This is a genomic window from Formosa agariphila KMM 3901, from assembly GCF_000723205.1.
In the GTDB taxonomy this organism is placed as follows: domain Bacteria; phylum Bacteroidota; class Bacteroidia; order Flavobacteriales; family Flavobacteriaceae; genus Formosa; species Formosa agariphila.
Genome location: NZ_HG315671.1, coordinates 31,468 through 50,350, shown reverse-complemented (window position 1 = coordinate 50,350; position 18,883 = coordinate 31,468). Strand labels below are relative to the sequence as shown.

The 18,883-nt window shown below is 33.8% G+C and carries 14 protein-coding genes; 7 read left to right on the top strand and 7 right to left on the bottom strand.

Annotated features, from left to right (window positions below):
• Positions 1-33 precede the first annotated feature (33 nt).
• The 6 genes from BN863_RS00205 (at position 34) to BN863_RS00180 (ending at position 6,698) form a co-directional block, all read left to right on the top strand.
• Positions 34-681: a thymidine kinase gene (locus BN863_RS00205; RefSeq protein WP_038525991.1), complete on the top strand. Its 648-nt coding sequence runs from the start codon at positions 34-36 to the stop codon at positions 679-681.
• Complete coding sequence (alr, locus tag BN863_RS00200; protein ID WP_038525988.1) at positions 674-1,780, top strand: alanine racemase; 1,107 nt, start codon at positions 674-676, stop codon at positions 1,778-1,780. Before BN863_RS00205 ends, alr begins: the two co-directional genes overlap by 8 nt.
• Before the next feature lie 61 nt (positions 1,781-1,841).
• Positions 1,842-2,252: a large-conductance mechanosensitive channel protein MscL gene (mscL, locus tag BN863_RS00195; protein ID WP_038525985.1), complete on the top strand. Its 411-nt coding sequence runs from the start codon at positions 1,842-1,844 to the stop codon at positions 2,250-2,252.
• A gap of 135 nt (positions 2,253-2,387) precedes the next feature.
• Entirely contained in the window at positions 2,388-3,377 is a 990-nt protein-coding gene (locus tag BN863_RS00190; protein WP_038525983.1) for an aspartate-semialdehyde dehydrogenase, read from the top strand.
• Between the two features lie 93 nt (positions 3,378-3,470).
• Entirely contained in the window at positions 3,471-5,630 is a 2,160-nt protein-coding gene (locus BN863_RS00185; RefSeq protein WP_038525980.1) for a prolyl oligopeptidase family serine peptidase, read from the top strand.
• 96 nt (positions 5,631-5,726) lie between these two features.
• A complete protein-coding gene (locus BN863_RS00180) occupies positions 5,727-6,698 on the top strand; it encodes an ABC transporter ATP-binding protein (protein ID WP_038532943.1) in 972 nt (323 codons plus the stop codon).
• On the opposite strand, the gene BN863_RS00175 is transcribed toward BN863_RS00180, so the two are convergent.
• The 5 genes from BN863_RS00175 to BN863_RS00155 all read right to left on the bottom strand — a co-directional run bounded on the left by BN863_RS00175 (position 6,690) and on the right by BN863_RS00155 (position 15,657).
• Positions 6,690-7,151 carry a 3-oxoacyl-ACP synthase gene (locus BN863_RS00175; protein ID WP_038525977.1) on the bottom strand — a complete coding sequence of 154 codons (462 nt, stop codon included), beginning with the start codon at positions 7,149-7,151 and terminating at the stop codon, positions 6,690-6,692. The genes BN863_RS00180 and BN863_RS00175 overlap by 9 nt on opposite strands.
• The gene (mtgA, locus tag BN863_RS00170) at positions 7,141-7,833 is read right to left on the bottom strand and encodes a monofunctional biosynthetic peptidoglycan transglycosylase (protein WP_038525973.1); all 693 of its coding nucleotides are present in this window, start codon (positions 7,831-7,833) and stop codon (positions 7,141-7,143) included. The genes BN863_RS00175 and mtgA overlap by 11 nt, the downstream gene beginning before the upstream one ends.
• A gap of 19 nt (positions 7,834-7,852) precedes the next feature.
• The gene (locus tag BN863_RS00165; RefSeq protein ID WP_038525971.1) at positions 7,853-10,618 is read right to left on the bottom strand and encodes a PD-(D/E)XK nuclease family protein; all 2,766 of its coding nucleotides are present in this window, start codon (positions 10,616-10,618) and stop codon (positions 7,853-7,855) included.
• Positions 10,619-10,687: 69 nt separating this feature from the next.
• Positions 10,688-12,040, bottom strand: a complete 1,353-nt coding sequence (locus tag BN863_RS00160) for an OmpA family protein (protein ID WP_038525968.1) — start codon at positions 12,038-12,040, stop codon at positions 10,688-10,690.
• A gap of 449 nt (positions 12,041-12,489) precedes the next feature.
• A complete protein-coding gene (locus tag BN863_RS00155; protein WP_038525966.1) occupies positions 12,490-15,657 on the bottom strand; it encodes a UvrD-helicase domain-containing protein in 3,168 nt (1,055 codons plus the stop codon).
• Positions 15,658-15,789: 132 nt separating this feature from the next.
• On the opposite strand from BN863_RS00155, the gene BN863_RS00150 reads away from it, so the two are divergent.
• Positions 15,790-16,398, top strand: a complete 609-nt coding sequence (locus BN863_RS00150) for a superoxide dismutase (protein WP_038532941.1) — start codon at positions 15,790-15,792, stop codon at positions 16,396-16,398.
• Positions 16,399-16,934: 536 nt separating this feature from the next.
• Here the strand turns inward: BN863_RS00150 and accC are convergent.
• Both accC and accB read right to left on the bottom strand, forming a co-directional pair.
• The gene (gene accC, locus BN863_RS00145; RefSeq protein ID WP_038525963.1) at positions 16,935-18,290 is read right to left on the bottom strand and encodes an acetyl-CoA carboxylase biotin carboxylase subunit; all 1,356 of its coding nucleotides are present in this window, start codon (positions 18,288-18,290) and stop codon (positions 16,935-16,937) included.
• A 74-nt stretch (positions 18,291-18,364) separates the two neighbouring features.
• Positions 18,365-18,853, bottom strand: coding sequence for an acetyl-CoA carboxylase biotin carboxyl carrier protein (accB, locus tag BN863_RS00140; RefSeq protein ID WP_038525959.1), 489 nt, complete (start codon positions 18,851-18,853; stop codon positions 18,365-18,367).
• Positions 18,854-18,883: the final 30 nt, after the last annotated feature.

Below are 18,883 nucleotides of genomic sequence, written 5' to 3'. Positions count from 1 at the left end.
GAGTTTGCCTAATATTAGTGTTAAAATTACAAAATGTTTCTCGAAAATACAGTAAATCATAAAGAACAATTTGGTTGGATAGAAGTTATCTGCGGTTCTATGTTCTCTGGAAAGACAGAAGAATTAATCCGAAGACTTAAACGTGCACAATTCGCCAAACAGAAAGTTGAAATTTTTAAACCTTCGGTAGATATCCGCTATAACGAAGATATGGTCGTCTCTCACGATGCTAACGAAATTCGTTCTACGCCAGTTCCTGCAGCGGCTAATATTCCTATTTTAGCCGATGGTTGCGATGTGGTTGGTATTGATGAAGCTCAGTTTTTCGATGACGAAATTGTACGTGTTTGTAACGATTTAGCCAACAAAGGTATTCGTGTTATTGTCGCTGGATTAGATATGGATTTTAAAGGTAATCCGTTTGGTCCGATGCCTAATTTAATGGCGACTGCAGAGTATGTAACAAAAGTTCATGCCATTTGTACTAGGACTGGAAATTTAGCTCAGTTTAGTTATAGAAAAGCAGCAAGCGATGCATTGGTTTTGCTTGGTGAAACCGAAAATTATGAGCCTCTTAGTCGTGCAGCTTATTACAAAGCTATGCGTAGTGAAAAATCGCAAAGCACCAACACGAACAAAATGGAGCAGTTAGATTTTAATTCTGAAGATAGCAATGCCTAAAGCTCAGGAAACCCTATTAGAAATAGATTTAAAAGCTTTAGAACACAACGTTACCTATCTTAAATCTAGATTACAACCTGCTACCAAATTTATGGCTGTTGTAAAATCGTATGCTTATGGAAATGCTGCGGTAGATATTGCTAAACATTTAGAAACACAACATGCCGATTACTTTGCTGTGGCCTATACTTACGAAGGAGAACAGCTAAGAACGTCTGGCATTACCAAACCCATTTTAGTACTTCACCCACAAGCTATAAGTTTTAACATTCTTATAGAACACTGCTTAGAACCAAACCTATACAGTTTAAAAGTACTGAAAGAATTTGTGGCTACAGCCGAAAATTTAAATCAGAAAAACTATCCTGTTCATTTAAAATTTAATACTGGATTAAATCGTTTAGGATTTTCGGAAGCAGATATTCCAGAGATACTTTCACTATTAAAAAATACTGAAGCTATTAAAGTCACCTCGCTATTTTCGCATATGGGAGCTAGTGAAGACTTAAATGAAAAGGAATTTACTGTAAAACAAATTAAAACTTTTAAACACGTTACCCATCTCCTTTTAAAGCAATTGCCTTACACGCCCATGCTTCATATGTGTAACACCTCTGGAATTCTAAATTACCCAGGAGCGCATTTCGATATGGTAAGAAGCGGAATTGGAATGTATGGTTTTGGAAATTCAGAAAAAGAAAACAGTCATTTTAAACCTATTACGACATTAAAAACTGTTATATCTCAAATTCACCAGATTCCTATTGGGGATAGTGTTGGGTATAACCGCGGCCACATTAGTAATGCGCCGTTAACTACTGCAACGCTACCATTAGGACATGCCGATGGCATTGGAAGAGAATATGGAAATGGTAAAGGATTTGTTGCTATAAACGGACAAAAAGCACCAATTGTTGGTAACACCTGCATGGACATGATTATGGTAGACATTACAACTATTGACTGTAATGAAGGTGACGAGGTTATAGTTTTTGGAGATTATCCTACAGCAGAAGAATTTGCTGCCACCGCAAATACCATTTCATACGAACTCCTTACAGGACTTTCACAGCGCATTAAACGCATCGTTTTAAAATAGATACATCTTTTTATTAATTTTTTTTACATACTTTAGTGATTATTAATTAATCCTAAACTATATGGCATTTTTCAAAGATTTCAAGTCCTTTCTCCTAAAAGGCGATATTATAAACCTTGCAACAGCAGTAATTGTTGGGGGTGCATTTGGTAAAATAGTAACATCGTTTACTAAAGACATTTTAATGCCTCCAATTGGCATGCTCCTTGGCGATGTTAATTTTACAGACCTAAAGTATGTTTTGAAAGAAGCAACCACGAATGCCGCTGGCGCAGAGGTACCTGCAGTAGCAATTAATTACGGTAACTTTATACAAATGGTTATCGATTTCATTATTATCGGTTTCTGTATTTTCATGGTATTAAAAGCTTACGAAAATTCTAAAAAGAAAGAAGAAGCTGCTCCAGCACCACCTACAGGACCAACTCAAGAAGAACTTTTAGCTGAAATAAGAGATTTACTTAAGAAGTAATAATTGTTAAATAATTAACATTTTGTTATTTGTTGTTAAATAGCCTTAGTTTGAAGAAACTAAGGCTGTTTTTTTAATTATTAATACTTAGTTTTGCCATAAATAATTAAAGACACACTTAAACTAATTGATATAATGAAAGTAGCTGTAGTTGGTGCCACGGGTATGGTTGGCGAAGTAATGCTAAAAGTTCTTGCAGAACGTAATTTTCCATTAACAGAATTAATTCCAGTAGCGTCGGAGCGCTCTGTAGGTAAAACAATTTCTTACAAGGGACAAGATTATAAGGTTGTAGGCTTAGCAGATGCAGTAGCAATGAAACCAGATGTTGCTTTATTTTCTGCTGGTGGAGATACGTCTTTAGAATGGGCGCCTAAATTTGCTGAAGCAGGAACAACAGTAGTAGATAATTCTTCGGCTTGGAGAATGGATCCTACTAAAAAGTTAGTCGTTCCAGAAATTAACGCGAACGAATTAACAAAAGACGATAAAATTATTGCAAACCCAAACTGTTCAACTATTCAATTAGTTATGGCTTTGGCTCCGCTTCATAAAAAATATAAAATGAAACGCGTTGTTGTTTCAACATACCAATCGGTTTCTGGTACCGGTGTAAAAGCTGTAAAACAACTAGAAAACGAAATTGCTGGAATTGAAGGCGAAATGGCTTATCCTTATCCAATTGGAAGAAATGCATTACCACATTGTGATGTATTTTTAGACAACGGATACACAAAAGAGGAAATGAAATTAGCCAAAGAACCTCAAAAAATCTTAAACGACACGTCTTTTTCTGTTTCTGCAACTGCAGTAAGAATCCCTACTGCTGGTGGACATTCTGAATCTGTAAACGTAGAATTTGAAAATGATTTCGATTTAGCCGATGTTCGTAAATTATTAAGCGAAACTCCAGGTGTTGTTGTTCAAGATAATACAGATACAAATACGTATCCAATGCCAATTTATGCACACGATAAAGACGATGTATTTGTTGGACGTATTAGAAGAGACGAAACACAACAGAATACAATTAATATGTGGATTGTAGCAGACAACTTAAGAAAAGGAGCTGCAACGAACACCATTCAAATTGCTGAGTATTTAATTAAAGAAAATCTTATCTAAGGTAATTTTTATCAAATAAATCATAAAAAAAGCTCTTAAGCCCTACGCTTAGGAGCTTTTTAGTTATTTTTGGCTCTCAAAAACTTGCATGTTATGAGAAAGCTACCAATCCTCCTATTTGTTTTAACCCTATTCAATTCGTGTAAAAACGAACAAGAACTTAAAAAAAATAATAATCAAATAGTGCACTATCCTATTACAAAAACAGCAGATACTGTAGACACTTATTTTGGTGTTGAGGTTAACGATCCATATCGCTGGCTGGAAGACGACAGAAGTCCGGAAACAGAAGCTTGGGTTAAGGAGGAAAATAAAGTAACGTTCGGGTATTTAGAAAACATCCCATATCGTAACGAGATTAAAGACCGTTTAACAACACTGTGGAATTACGAAAAAATTGGAGCACCTTTTAAGGAAGGCGATTACAACTATTTCTATAAAAACAACGGCCTACAAAATCAAAACGTTATTTATAGAACTAAAGGTGACGATAAAACAGAAGAAGTTTTTCTTGATCCAAATACCTTTAGCAGTGAAGGCACAACATCTTTAGGCGGATTATCTTTTTCTAAAGATGGAAGTATTGCTGCCTATTCAATTTCTGAAGGAGGAAGCGATTGGAGAAAGATTATTATTATTGATACAGAAACTAAAGCCGTTATAGAAGACACCATTATTGATGTTAAATTTAGTGGAATGTCTTGGAAAGGAAACGACGGTTTTTACTACTCGAGTTACGACAAACCTAAAGGAAGTGAATTATCTGCTAAAACAGATCAGCACAAAGTATATTACCACAAACTAGGTACTAAACAAGAAAACGACAAGCTTATCTATGGTGGTACAGACCAAGAAAAGCACCGTTACATATATGCTTCGGTTACAGAAGACGACCATTATTTAATTATTACGCCACGTACATCTACATCAGGAAACAAATTATACATTAAAGACCTTACTAAAACCAACAGTAAGCTTGTTCCAGTTTTAGTACATACAGACAGCGACACGCAATTAATAGACAATATTGGTAGTAAATTATTTTTTGTTACCAATTTAAATGCACCAAACAGACGCATTGTTACAGTAGATGCATCAAATCCGAGTCCAGAACATTGGGTAGATTTTATTCCTGAAACAAAAAATGTATTATCGCCATCTACAGGGAGTAATTTTATATTTGCTCACTATATGGTTGATGCTGTCTCTCAGGTTAAACAATATGACTATGAAGGCAATTTAATTAGAGAAGTTGAACTTCCTGGTATTGGAACAGTAAGTGGATTTTCAGGAAAAAAAGAAAATGAAACTCTATATTATTCATTTTCAAACTACACCACTCCAAGTACAAGTTTTGCTTACAACCCTAATACAGGGACTTCTGAAGTGTATGTAAAACCTAAAGTAGATTTTGATCCAAGTCAATTTGAAAGTAAACAAGTATTCTATAATTCTAAAGACGGTACTAAGGTTCCAATGATTATTTCTTATAAAAAAGGGACAGAGTTAAACGGAAAAAACCCAACAATTCTTTATGCGTATGGCGGATTCAATATTAGCTTAACACCTGCTTTTAGTATTGCCAATGCTGTGTGGATGGAAGAAGGCGGAATTTATGCTGTACCTAACCTAAGAGGTGGTGGTGAATACGGAAAAGCATGGCACGATGCTGGAACTAAGATGCAAAAACAAAATGTATTTGATGATTTTATAGCAGCAGCAGAATATTTAATAGAAAACAATTATACATCTCCTAAATACTTAGCAATTAGAGGAGGTTCTAATGGCGGATTATTAGTTGGAGCAACAATGACGCAACGCCCAGATTTAATGCAAGTGGCTTTACCTGCTGTTGGTGTTTTAGATATGTTACGTTATCACACATTTACAGCTGGAGCTGGATGGGCATACGATTACGGAACTGCAGAAGACAGTAAAGAGATGTTTGAATATTTAAAAGCCTATTCTCCTGTGCATAATGTAAAATCTGACGTAAATTACCCTGCAACCTTAATTACAACTGGTGATCATGATGACCGTGTGGTTCCTGCACATAGTTTTAAATTTGCTGCAGAATTACAAAAGCATCAAAACAACGGTAATCCTGTTTTAATTCGTATTGAAACAGATGCAGGTCACGGAGCAGGAACTCCTGTAAGCAAGACAATCGAGCAATATGCCGATATATTTGGATTTACGTTATACAATATGGGTTTTAACGAACTTCCAAAACACAAAAACACAAAAGGTTAACCTTATAATATTTCAGTAAGAGTCATTTAAATGCTTTATTTGCAATTAAATGACTCTTTTGCTTTTTACACTATTTTTGCGAATCAAAAACAAGTTATGCTTAACGTCCAAAACATATCATTTGGTTACAATACAGAAACCATTCTTCACAACATTTCTTTTTCTGTTGCACAAGGTCAGCATGTATCCATAATTGGTGAAAGTGGCTCTGGAAAAAGCACACTCATAAAACTCCTTTACGGTACTTATGATTTACCTGAAGGTGAAATTTTTTGGAACGACACTCCTATTTTAGGACCAAAATTCAACTTAGTTATTGGTTACGATTTCATGAAATATGTGGCCCAAGAATTCGACTTAATGCCATTTATTACAGTAGAAGAAAACATCGGAAAATTTTTATCTAATTTTTTTCCTGAAGAAAAGCACAAACGCACAACAGAACTTATAAAATTAGTCGATTTAGAGGCGTTTACACATGTTAAAGTAAAACAGTTAAGCGGTGGGCAAAAACAACGTGTGGCGCTTGCTAGAGCTATTGCTAGACAACCAGAAATAATCATATTAGACGAACCTTTTAGTCATATTGATAACTTCCAGAAACAAACATTACGCCGTAACTTATTTAAATATTTAAAAGACAATAATATTTCTTGTGTGGTAGCCACTCACGACCGTGAAGATGTTTTACCTTATTCTGATCACATGATTGTTTTAAATAACGGTAGAATCATAGCAAACGACACGCCCAAACAATTATACAACAATCCTGAACAGCCATTAATCGCATCATTTTTCGACGAATTCAATACGTTTCAAGAGTTTCAACTGGGGTTATCTAATTCAGATTCTAATGTATTTGTGTATGCTCACGAATTAGAAGTGTGTTCGAAATCGGAGTTAGAAGTTAAAGTTGTTCAGAATTACTTTAGAGGAAATACGTATCTCGTTGAAGTAGAATTTGAATTAAAGTCTCTGTTTTTCTATAACAAACAACCGCTAGTTTTAAACGAAACTATATACTTAAAACTTACAGAATCAGCAGAACAACGATTAGCATTAAAATAAATCTGTTATAGTAAATTCTTGATCTCTAAAACGAATACTATCGCCTACTTTTTTAGAGATTAGCAACTGACCAATAGGCGTATTAGGAGCAATGGCAAAATACTTTGTGGTGTCTATTTCAATTTCTCCAGCACTAATAGCTATAAAATAATTCGATTTATTTGTTAAAACAGCACTTCCTAAGCAAACCGTCTCAGACCGTTTTGTAACATTAATTTTAGACAACGCTTTTTTAACCAAATTAATTTCGGCCAATTGTGCACCAAACTTTTCGCGCTCCAATTGTAACATGGCTCTACCGGTTTCGTGCTTATCTCCTGCAGTACTTTTGGTTTCAGAAGTTAAAGCATGTTGCACTTCAGCAATATTATGCTGTACGTTAGCCAAACGCTTATCGATAAACGCTTCACAACTTGTTAAAAGCTCTTGTTTAATTTCAGAATTAGTTTTCATGGGTTTCAAATCGTAAAGGTCCAAAATAGTTCATTTGCTTTACAATCCAAGCTTTTCTTTTCTGAATATAGGCTGAAGCTGGATTTGCTTTATACACTCTTGGATTTGGTAAGATTGAAGCAATTGCTGCTGCTTCGTAATTTGATAATTTTTTTGCCGATGTATTAAACCAAAACTGAGCGGCAGCTTCGCAGCCATATATATTATTTCCCATTTCTATGCTATTCAAGTATACTTCCAGAATACGCGATTTACTCCAAATTACTTCTATTAATACTGTAAAATAAACCTCTAAACCTTTTCGAAACCAACTCCGACCAGGCCATAAAAAAACGTTCTTTGCCGTTTGCTGAGAAATCGTACTTCCACCACGGAGACGCTTACCTTTTTGGTTACTACTAATAGCTTTTTCAATAGCTTTAAAATCGAATCCATTATGGTTTAAAAAATTCTGATCTTCACTACAAATAACAGCCTTTTGCATGGCAATAGAAATAGTATCTAAATCTACCCATTCATGACTCCAAGTTTTTGGAACATTAGTTTCTGAGGTTTCAAAACTACGGATAAGCATTAATGGTGTTATAGGCACTGGAATAAACTTATAAATTACCACTATTAATGTAGACACAAGAATAAACCAAATTAGTATTTTAAATAAAAATCTGAATATTTTTTTCATAAGTGATCGTAGCCTCTAATTAGTGACTCACGTCTTTTTCTTCAAAATCGTTTTCAGTATTAAAAATATCTAATACCAAAACTTTTAGCTGTTCTTCAAACAATTGAATAGTCTCCTTATCTATAGCAGTAATTTTAGTCGCTTTTGGTCCGGTTTTGACTTTTTTTGTGAATTTTAGAAAACCTCCATTTAAATTTTTAAACGATATAATTCCTGCCTCTAAAGGGAACTTCAACTTCCCATCAGAAAGCATCATATAAGCATAACATAAAATCTGGAAGGGCTTACTGTATTTCTTATAATCGGTAGTAAGTTCATCCCAATCTATAATCTCTACTTGCGACTGTTCTACCTTTCCTGTTTTATAATCGATGATTCGCGTGGTACCATCGTATTCATCTACACGATCTACTTTTCCTCCAATAGTGACTGGAAAATCCAATTCAGGTATATTAATTTTAACTCTTTCAAAGTCGGCTTCTATGGCAATAATTTTAATAATTCTACCTGCCTTAACTTCTTTTAATTCTGAATTAATAAAATTAGAAACATAACGTTTAGCAATTTCAAAACTTATTAAATTTTTTCCTGTACTAATATCGCCGTCGTTATAAGTTAATTTAAAATGATGCAAAACAGTACTTGAAATTTTAGATTTCATTTCCGTTAAATGCGCTTCAGTTAACTGTTTTTTGATTAATGGTTTATAAAAATCTTCAAGGGTATTATGCACTACAGTTCCTAAAGTATTAGCGGCAACTGTTTCTTCGACCTCATCATATTCTTGAATTTTAAGGACTTTTTGATAATAGAAATCTATTGGATTACGAACATAGTTAGTTAAAGACGACGGAGAAAATCCATATTTAGCAATCTCTTTTAAACGGTCTACAACTAAACTTGTCTTGGGTACTGTTTTCAATTTTTGTTCTACCAAATTCACAACTGGAGCGGCCATTATGTATTTTGGTTTATGAATTTTTTCTAACTCGAGCTGAGTTAAAAAACGACTTTTCTCACCACCTTTCAAAGCATCTACCTCTGTATTGTAGATAATATATACATTCTTAGCGCGTTGCAATAAACGATAAAAGTGATAGGTATACACGGCATCTTTTTCTTTAAAGGTTGGCAGACCATTCTCTAATTTAACATCTAAAGGTATAAAGGAGTTATTGCTTTTACCAGCTGGCAATACACCTTCATTTACAGACGATATAATAACCGTTTCAAAATCTAGAACACGCGATTCTAACATTCCCATAATTTGTAATCCTTGCAATGGTTCGCCTTGAAAATCTAAAGTTTCACTACTCAATAGCTCTTTATAAACTTGATGTAATGCACTTATAGATTGAAAAAAATTATAGGTTGTATTTAGGCGGTCTAACTCGTTAAAAAGCTCATGAAATCTATATGTATATTCTAAACTTAATATGTGTTCATCTTTATTAATACTTAAATGTTCTTTTAAAACATAAATATAATCTCTAGACTGTTTTAAAGCCTTTGTGGCATTATTACCCCACGAATCAAACAACAAGCTAAGCACATCTTTAAAAGGCTCGCATAAGTCAACTAAATGCTTATAAGAGATAAAGACAATGTTATTGGTTTGAATTCTCTCAATTAAATTAGTCGCAAAATCGTCTCCTTCTAAAACAAATAGAGGTCGCACAAATTGATGCGATAATATTGAAATGACATCTTTATAGTAAAATGATTGCGGCTTGTTTTTATGTAAATGAAATAGACTCTCGAACAGCGAAGCCAAGGGAATCGATTTTAAAGGAAACCCCATAGTCACGTTTAACGCATTTACAGTGTCTGGAATAGAATTTAGAACTGGAAGTAAAAGATCTTCGTTTCCTAAAACCACTGCAGTATTTTCTAAAGTACTATTTTGTTTTTTAAGGTCTTTTAAAATTCCGCCTATATATTTGGCTTGCCCAACATTTTTAGGAACACCTATTATATTTATAGATTTCTCTTTTGTATAATTTTCGGTAATCCAATTAAAAGGATGCGTATTAAAATACTTCCAATTTTTAGCATGTTGCCTTGTAAACAGCCCTGCATCATGAATAGGATTTTCATAGAACGTTTTGTCTATATCCCAATAAATTAAAGCATCTGTTTCTTCTAATATGTATTGAATAATAGATTCTTCTGCTGTATTTAAAGCATTAAAACCTAAAAACACATGTTGCACTTTATGCTGCTCGACATACGTTTTCACGTTTACATTAGCTTGTCTGTAAACTAACCCTTGATACCCCAAGTTATTAGTTAATAAATGTGTTGTAAAGTGAGTATAATATTCATGAAGTTTATTCCAAAATGCAAGATAATTGATTATAAAATCTGTTTTATCTTCTGCAACAGACCAATGATTTGTTTCCTGTATAGCTGCTAAATATTCGAATATTTTTTGCTGCGGAATTAAATATCTGTCGATTTCATTAAAATCCTGAAGTAGAATTTGTGCCCACTTAGAAAACACCTCGAAAGAATCTGGATTTTCGGTAGTGTTAAGAGTTATGTAGGTGTTGTAAAATTGAAATAGTAATTCTGTATTCGAAACCGTCTTTAAACCTGAAATAGATTCAACAAAGTCTTCGATACTTAATATTTCTGGAGCAAACATGGTTTGCTTGGTAGACCTAGAAAGCTGATGCTTTAAAAAAGTCCCCGCACGTTTACTTGGAAGAATAAATTTTAATTCTGAAAGGTCAAGACCTTTCTCTTGCAGGTTAGTAATAACCTCTTCTATAAAAGTTGTCATTGTATAAAAATAAAAAACGCCCCGAATAAACGGGGCGTTTTAGATAATTATATTTTAACAGATTTAGTCTTATTTAACTAAGTTAATTTCTACACGTCTGTTGTTAGCTCTACCAGCTCTTGTTTTGTTAGAGTCGATTGGCTTTTCTTCACCGTATCCTTTAGAGAATAATCTTGAAGAGTCAATACCTTTTCCAATTAAGTAATCTTTTACAGCTGCTGCTCTTTCGTCAGATAACTTCATGTTTAAAGCATCAGAACCAGAACTATCAGTGTGACCTTCTACATTGAATTTAGCATTAGGATATTCATTAATGATAGCCGTAATGTTTTCTAAAACTTCAGCAGAGTGAGATTTGATAGAAGATTTTCCTGTATCGAATAAGATAGTTTTAGCATATTCGTTAAGTGATTTTTGAACTGCTTCAGATAATTCTGGACAACCATCGTTTGCAACTGTACCAGGTACATCTACACACTTGTCATCTTTATCAGCAACACCGTCACCATCCATATCAGTCCAAGGACATCCTTTGTTTTCAGCAGGACCTGGGTTATTTGGACACTCATCATCAGGATCAGCTACACCGTCTCCGTCAGTATCAGGACAACCGTTTAATTCAACTAATCCAGCTACAGTAGGACATTTGTCATCAGGATCAGCTACTTTATCTCCGTCAGTATCAGGACATCCATTAAATTCAGCTGTACCAGCTTCGTTTGGACAAGAATCTTTAGAATCTTCGATACCATCACCATCAGTATCAGGACAACCGTTAAAGATAGCTAAACCAAATACATCTGGACAAGCATCATCTTTATCGTATACACCATCTTGGTCAGAATCTTTTCCACCAAATTTGATAGCGATTCCAGCAGTATGTTGGAAGTGAGAACTTAAGTAATCTTCGAAAGCATGCTTATAAGCAGATTCGATTGTAAGTCCAATGTTTTCAGTAAACCAAATATTGAAACCTAATGAACCATTAACAGTACCAGCTCCAATTTCGTCTACCCAAGTGTAACCCCCACCAACTCCGATGAAAGGATTGAATACACTGTGTTGTAAGAAACCGTACTTAAATGTACCATCAATTCCGTAGTAAGACCAGTCAGAAACTTCTTGATCTCCGTAGTTTTCAATTTTGTTAATTGATCCTGTTACTCCAAAACTTAATGCATCTGTAATATTACGAGCTACAGTAATTGTAGATAAAGAAGGTAATACATTCCAGTGGTCACCAGCGTTAAAATATTCGTCTCCGAAACCTTCACCAAATGGAGAACCATCACCATTAGGATAGAAGTCTACCGCGTTTACCCCGAAACTAATCGCCCATGGGTTGTTGTCATCTTGCGCATAAGTGTTGCTAAAACCAAATACCAGCAACATTGCGAACAATAATCTGCTAAGATTTTTCATATTCAAAAGTTTAATTTTTAAGTGTTAATTGTAAACAAAAGTAAGTTGTTAAATATTATTAACAAAGACAAATATAGAAAAATATTGATAACTTCAATCAAACTTCTAAAGTTTAGAAAGGTTTTACATTACGCCAATCAAATTTCCATGAGTAGTAAATGCTTCAATAGTATTGTACGAATCCACTTAAATAAGGGATGACAAATGCTGTACGCTTATTCTTGCAATTTTATTTACCCTTCAAAGAAAATAGAATTGAAGGCTAAAAACACTCCTGTTTTCACTACAAAATAGCATCTATTTTAGTGTAAACGTGATAGATAAGTCATCATTAACGCCATTAAAAACACCTTTTTTGTTGTTTCTTTACTCCTATATATAAAGTATATGTCCTTTTTAGACCATTCTCCTATATATTATATTCTTATTATAAATTGAATAAACGTTTGCTAAACATATCTTACCTGAAGCTCTTCGTTAATATATACAAGAATTTTAGCAACAACTTTAAAATCCATTTCTTCTATACTATCTTGATAAAGCTGAAGTTGCATTTTGTGCTTATCTAATTCTGTTCCCGTTTTATAATCTATAATAGTAACTTCATTGTCTGAATTAATAATTAGTCGATCGGGCCTTAATATAGTACCATCTTTCTTTATAATGTCGCGCTCTGTATAAATAGTCTGGTCTGCATTGAAATATGCTTTAAGCTCGGGATGTTCTATAATCTGTAGAATCCGTTCTTGAAGTCCTGTAAATTGTTCGGCAGTAATAAGCCCCGATTGCTCTGCCTCTTTTAAAACAACATCGATATCTTGCTTTACCTTTATTTTAGCCATTAAATTATGGACTAAATTTCCTTTCTCGATAGCGTCTTGTTGTTTAGTATCCCATAAATAACCACTGCTAGCAACAATCTTAATATTGTGATCTTTTTTTGCTGTAGATATAAACTCTAAAACTTCCTGAATTTCCTTCTTATCTTCCTCGTCATTTTTCTTCGGTTTAGTAAGTCGCATTGGGTTCCCAAAACGATAATTAAAAGTATCGTCTTGCCACAATTGATTCTGCATAAGATAATCCATAAACAACCCACTATATTTTTTAAGGTTAATGTTCTTCCTTGCATCATAAGCTAAACTACTAATTATATGCAGTTGCTCTACAGGTCTGGTTAACGCTACATATAATAGGTTAAGACTGTCTAATTCTAATTCCGATTCGTGCTTTGTACTAATTGCAAGACCTTCGTCGCCAAATTCTTCAAAATTAGACTTATTGTAATCTAATAATGTATACGGGAAACCATTAAACTCTTCTGCATTTAAAGGGAACCACTCTTTTGGCTCTATATCTTCGTAAATATTTAAATCGGCAAACGGAAATATCACTACAGGAAACTCTAAACCTTTAGATTTATGAATGGTCATAATCTGCACTGCGTCTTGCCCATCGGGAGAAACAATACTAAGCTTATCTATTTTAGCTTCAAAATATTCTAAAAAACCAAATATGTCTGAATCTTTTTTGTGAGTGTATTCTAAAACAACATCTAAATAATACTGAATATAAGCATTAGAATATGTTACCAAATTAAATTCTCGAACCATGGTTTCAAACATATCAAACAATGGTAATTGTATTAATGCTTTGGCACTTGTAAAAATTCCAAATTGTTCGAAGCTTTTAAATAATGCATCATTGTCTAACGCAATGTGTTTAGCAAAAAAATGGTGTTTATCTTCAACCTTAAATTTTTCGGCTAAGAAGTATAAGATTTCAGATTTTATTTCTGCATTTTTAGGTTGAAATAATACTGTTGCAAGATGCGTAAGAAATAGTACTTCTGGAGCTTGCTTAATCAGTAGTAATTCTGATGATATTATTGGTACACCTTGTTTGCTTAGATAATCTGCAGTAACAACAGCATTCTTGGTTTTTCTAACAAGAATACAAATATCCTTTAACTGATAGCCATTCGTAATACATTCTTGAATTGTATTATACACTTGTTCCGGATAGAGCTCGTCTCGGTCTTCATCTTTTAAATCTAAAAACGAAATATTTACATACCCTTCATTTGGATTTTTTTGATTCTGATTGGCACGCTGATATAAGTTTCCATAGGCCTCTTCACTAAAAGCCATTCCAGAAATATGATTAAAAAACGTATTATTAAAATGAATAACCTCTTTGAAACTTCTGTAATTAGTGTCTAGAGACTGTATGTTTTTAGGAGTATTAAACGGATTATGATTAGAATTTAAATCGGATAATTCTATAAACTGTTCTGCTTCTCCGCCACGCCATCTGTAAATGGCTTGTTTTGCATCGCCCACAATCATAAGCGACCCAGAATCTTTTTCGACATCTTGTGCATCTATAGCTTCCGACACTAATGGAATTAAATTATTCCATTGCATTTTAGATGTATCCTGAAATTCATCTATAAAATAGTGATTGAACTTTTCTCCTAACCGTTCGTAAATAAAAGGTGTAGGTTGCGACGCAATTTGTTGACTTATTAAGGTATTAAATTCTGAAATCAACATTTTGTTTTCGTCTTCTTTAAGCGCTATCAACTCTTGATTGATGGCATTTAATACTGAAAGTTGTGTTAGATTTTTAGAAATTGTTTTTCTGAATTTAAATAAATAAACGGCTTGCTTAATTTTTAAATAAGTCGATTCTATTTCTGGTAAAAGGCCATCTATAAGCTCTTTTTTTGAAGCTTCAAGTGTCTTTGTATACACCTTAGCGTCTTTAATATTCGCCTCTAATTGATTCTTATAAAGTCCGTGTATTTTAAATTCTGAAGCATTTACAAAATGATTATATAACGTTCCTCTTGAAAAATCTTTAACGGTTAAATCGTTATTTTCGAATGTATTTAATATGTGTTTTGCAGCTTCAGTAATACTAGCCTCTAGAGTATTTAAATCGTTGTAGAGTTGTTTTTTAAGTGTATTAAAATCTGAAAGTTCCTTATCTTTTAAGGCTTCCAGATACGGAATATCATTTTCGTAAATAAGCAGTTTTGCAATTTTATAGAGATCTAAGGCAATATTCCAACTTTTATCATCGTCTGCTTTTTCTATAGCAAACCGCACCAAGACATCGGTAATTTCTTTATCGGTACCTGCTTTTGCAATTAATTGGTCTACCGCTTTATTTAGTAAACTTTCGGAATCTAAATCGACTTCGAAATTTAAAGGTAATTTTAAATCGTGAGCAAACGTTCTTATAATTCTATGCGTAAAACCATCGATTGTAGAAATCTCGAAAGCCGCATAATTATGAATAATTGTATGCAGCAACATTTTAGATTTACTATGTAAAGCTTCTGGTTGCATTTGCAACTCTTCGCATAACATATAAAACATATCATTTCCGTCTACTAGCACATTTTCATTAGAAAATTCTTTAAGCGTGTTAATAATACGCTCTTTCATTTCGAAAACAGCCTTATTTGTAAATGTTATAGCTAAAATATTTTTAAACTGAAAATGACTTTTAGATTTAAATAAGATTGTTAAGTATGCTTTTACAAGCGTGAATGTCTTTCCACTACCCGCAGAAGCATCGTAAATAGAAAAAGTCGCTTTACTCTCCATGTCTATTAAATAATTTTTGTAGACAAGATAAAAACTATCAATGGTTTGATAACAATTAATTATTTTTAATTGACACGTATTATCCTTAAATTTGAGGAAGAAATTTTTATTAATCTTAAAAAACACAATATTATGGCTTTCGAATTACCGAAATTACAATATGCTTACGATGCATTAGAACCAAACATCGATGCTCGTACAATGGAAATACATCATACTAAACATCACCAAGGATATACTACCAAATTAAACGGCGCTATTGAGGGTACTGAATTAGAAGGAAAATCTATTGAAGACATTCTTACTAGTTTAGACATGAGCAATGGAGCAGTTAGAAATAACGGTGGTGGATTTTATAACCACTCTTTATTTTGGGAAATAATGAACCCTGAAGGTAAAGGTCGTTTATCTGGAGATTTAAAAGCAGCTATTGAAGAGGCTTTCGAATCTGTTGATGCTTTTAAAGAAGCTTTTAGTAATGCTGCTGCAACACAGTTTGGTTCTGGTTGGGCTTGGTTATGTGTACATAAAGGAGGTAAAGTTTCTGTATGTTCTACACCAAACCAAGACAATCCATTAATGCCAGGTGTTAATTGTGACGGAACTCCTATTTTAGGATTAGATGTTTGGGAACACGCTTACTACTTAAACTACCAAAATAGAAGACCAGATTATATTAATGCATTTTTTGATGTAATTAACTGGAATGAAGTAGAACGTCGTTATGCTGAAGCAAAATAAAACGTTTTAAATTTTATATTGAAATCGGGCTATATTAATTTATAGTCCGATTTTTTTTAGAAACCATTTTAAAATGAAAAAGGTGAACTGTTAAGTTCACCTTTTTGCCCCAAATCTACCATGAACTTAACCTACTTATGTTATGGTGATACAAATATATACTGCGCTACTACTTCACTAAAAGAAAACTAGTTTAAATACCTAAAAATTAGTCTAACGGGAAAAAAGGGTGTTAAATGGCACCTTTTTTTGAACATCCTTGAATTATAAAACCATTTATTTACATAAATATCATTATAATACTAAAGTGATTGAAGCAACTAATTAGATATAAGATTAATGTTTACAAGAAGAGTTTTGATGTAAACTATGATGTTAATTTTTACCTATTGAAAGACACTTTTTGTGTTAAGGATAGAAACGGCATCCTTTTATTTTTTTAAAAATAAAAGATATAGTGGATAGCCTGACTTTTGCTTTTTTGCAAAAGTAACACCATAAAAAAACTCCGAAATAAATTCCGGAGTTGCTTTGTTTTAATCTTCTTTTGGAGGTTTTTCCATTACGAAATCTTCCATAAATTTTGTGGTATAGTTCCCAGCAATATAATCTGGGTGATCCATTAACTGTCTATGGAACGGAATTGTTGTCTTTATACCTTCTATTACGAATTCGTCTAAAGCACGTTTCATTTTACTGATGGCTTCTTCACGAGTTTGCGCTGTTGTAATTAACTTTGCAATCATAGAATCGTAATTTGGTGGAATACTATATCCTGCATAAACATGCGTATCTAGACGCACACCATGACCACCTGGCGCATGTAATGTTGTAATTAAACCTGGCGACGGACGGAATCCGTTGTAAGGATCTTCAGCATTAATACGACATTCGATAGAATGTAAGTTAGGGGTGTAGTTTTTACCAGTAATAGGCACTCCAGCAGCAACAATAATTTGCTCTCTTACTAAGTCGAAGTCTATAACTTGCTCTGTAATTGGGTGCTCTACTTGAATACGCGTATTCATTTCCATAAAGTAGAATTTACGGTGTTTGTCTACCAAAAATTCGATAGTTCCTACACCTTCATACTTTATATATTCTGCTGCCTGAACAGCTGCTTTACCCATTTCGTCTCGTAATTTCTTAGTCATAAACGGCGAAGGCACCTCTTCTGTTAGTTTTTGGTGACGACGCTGAATAGAACAATCACGTTCTGATAAATGACAAGCTCTTCCGGTAGAATCTCCTACGATTTGAATCTCGATATGGCGAGGTTCTTCTATAAGTTTCTCCATATACATACCATCATTTCCGAAGGCAGCTTTAGCTTCTTGACGTGCAGAATCCCACCCGTCTTTTAAGTCTTCTTCTTTCCAAATGGCACGCATTCCTTTACCACCACCACCTGCTGTTGCTTTAAGCATTACAGGATATCCGGTTTCTAGAGCTATTTTTTGACAAGTTTCAAAGTCTTCTATAATACCATCACTTCCTGGCACACATGGTACACCGGCAGCTTTCATGGTTTCTTTTGCAGTAGCTTTATCACCCATTTTAGAAATCATCTCGGCAGACGCCCCAATGAATTTAATATCGTGTTCCTCGCATATTTTAGAAAATTTAGCATTTTCTGAAAGAAACCCGTATCCTGGGTGAATAGCATCTGCATTTGTAATTTCTGCAGCTGCAATTATATTAGACATTTTTAAATAGGATTCACTACTTGGTGCTGGGCCAATACACACGGCCTCGTCTGCAAATTTTACATGCAAACTTTCTGCATCGGCTGTAGAATACACTGCAACCGTTTTAATTCCCATTTCTTTACAGGTTCTAATAACACGTAGTGCTATTTCTCCTCTATTGGCTATTAGTATTTTTTTAAACATAACATGTACAATTTAAAAATCTCAAATTCCAAATTCCAAGTCTATTGGGATTTGTTTTGGAATTTTAAAATTTGTTATGATGGATCTACCAAAAATAACGGTTGATCAAATTCTACTGGTGACGCATCGTCTACAAGAACTTTAACAATTTTACCAGATACCTCTGATTCAATTTCGTTAAAAAGTTTCATTGCTTCAATAATACAAAGTACATCGCCTTCGTTTATAGTTTGTCCAACTTCTACAAACAGTGGTTTGTCTGGAGAGGGTTTTCTATATAACGTTCCAATGATTGGAGATTTAATAGTAATGTATTTTGAATCTGGGTCTGCGACAGCTGGCGCTGCTGCAGCTTCAGGAGCGGCTGTTGCTACAGGTTGTGCAACAGGAGCCTGAGCCACGGGTGCGCCTACAGGTATTTGTTGTACATAAGTAGTAGTTTCACCTTTATCGTCACCACCTGTTTTAATGGTAATCTTTACATCGTCTGTTTCTAATTTAACCTCGCTTGCTCCAGATTTGGCAACGAATTTGATTAAATTTTGAATGTCTTTTAAATCCATAATAAATTAGATTTTAAATAAGTTATTACT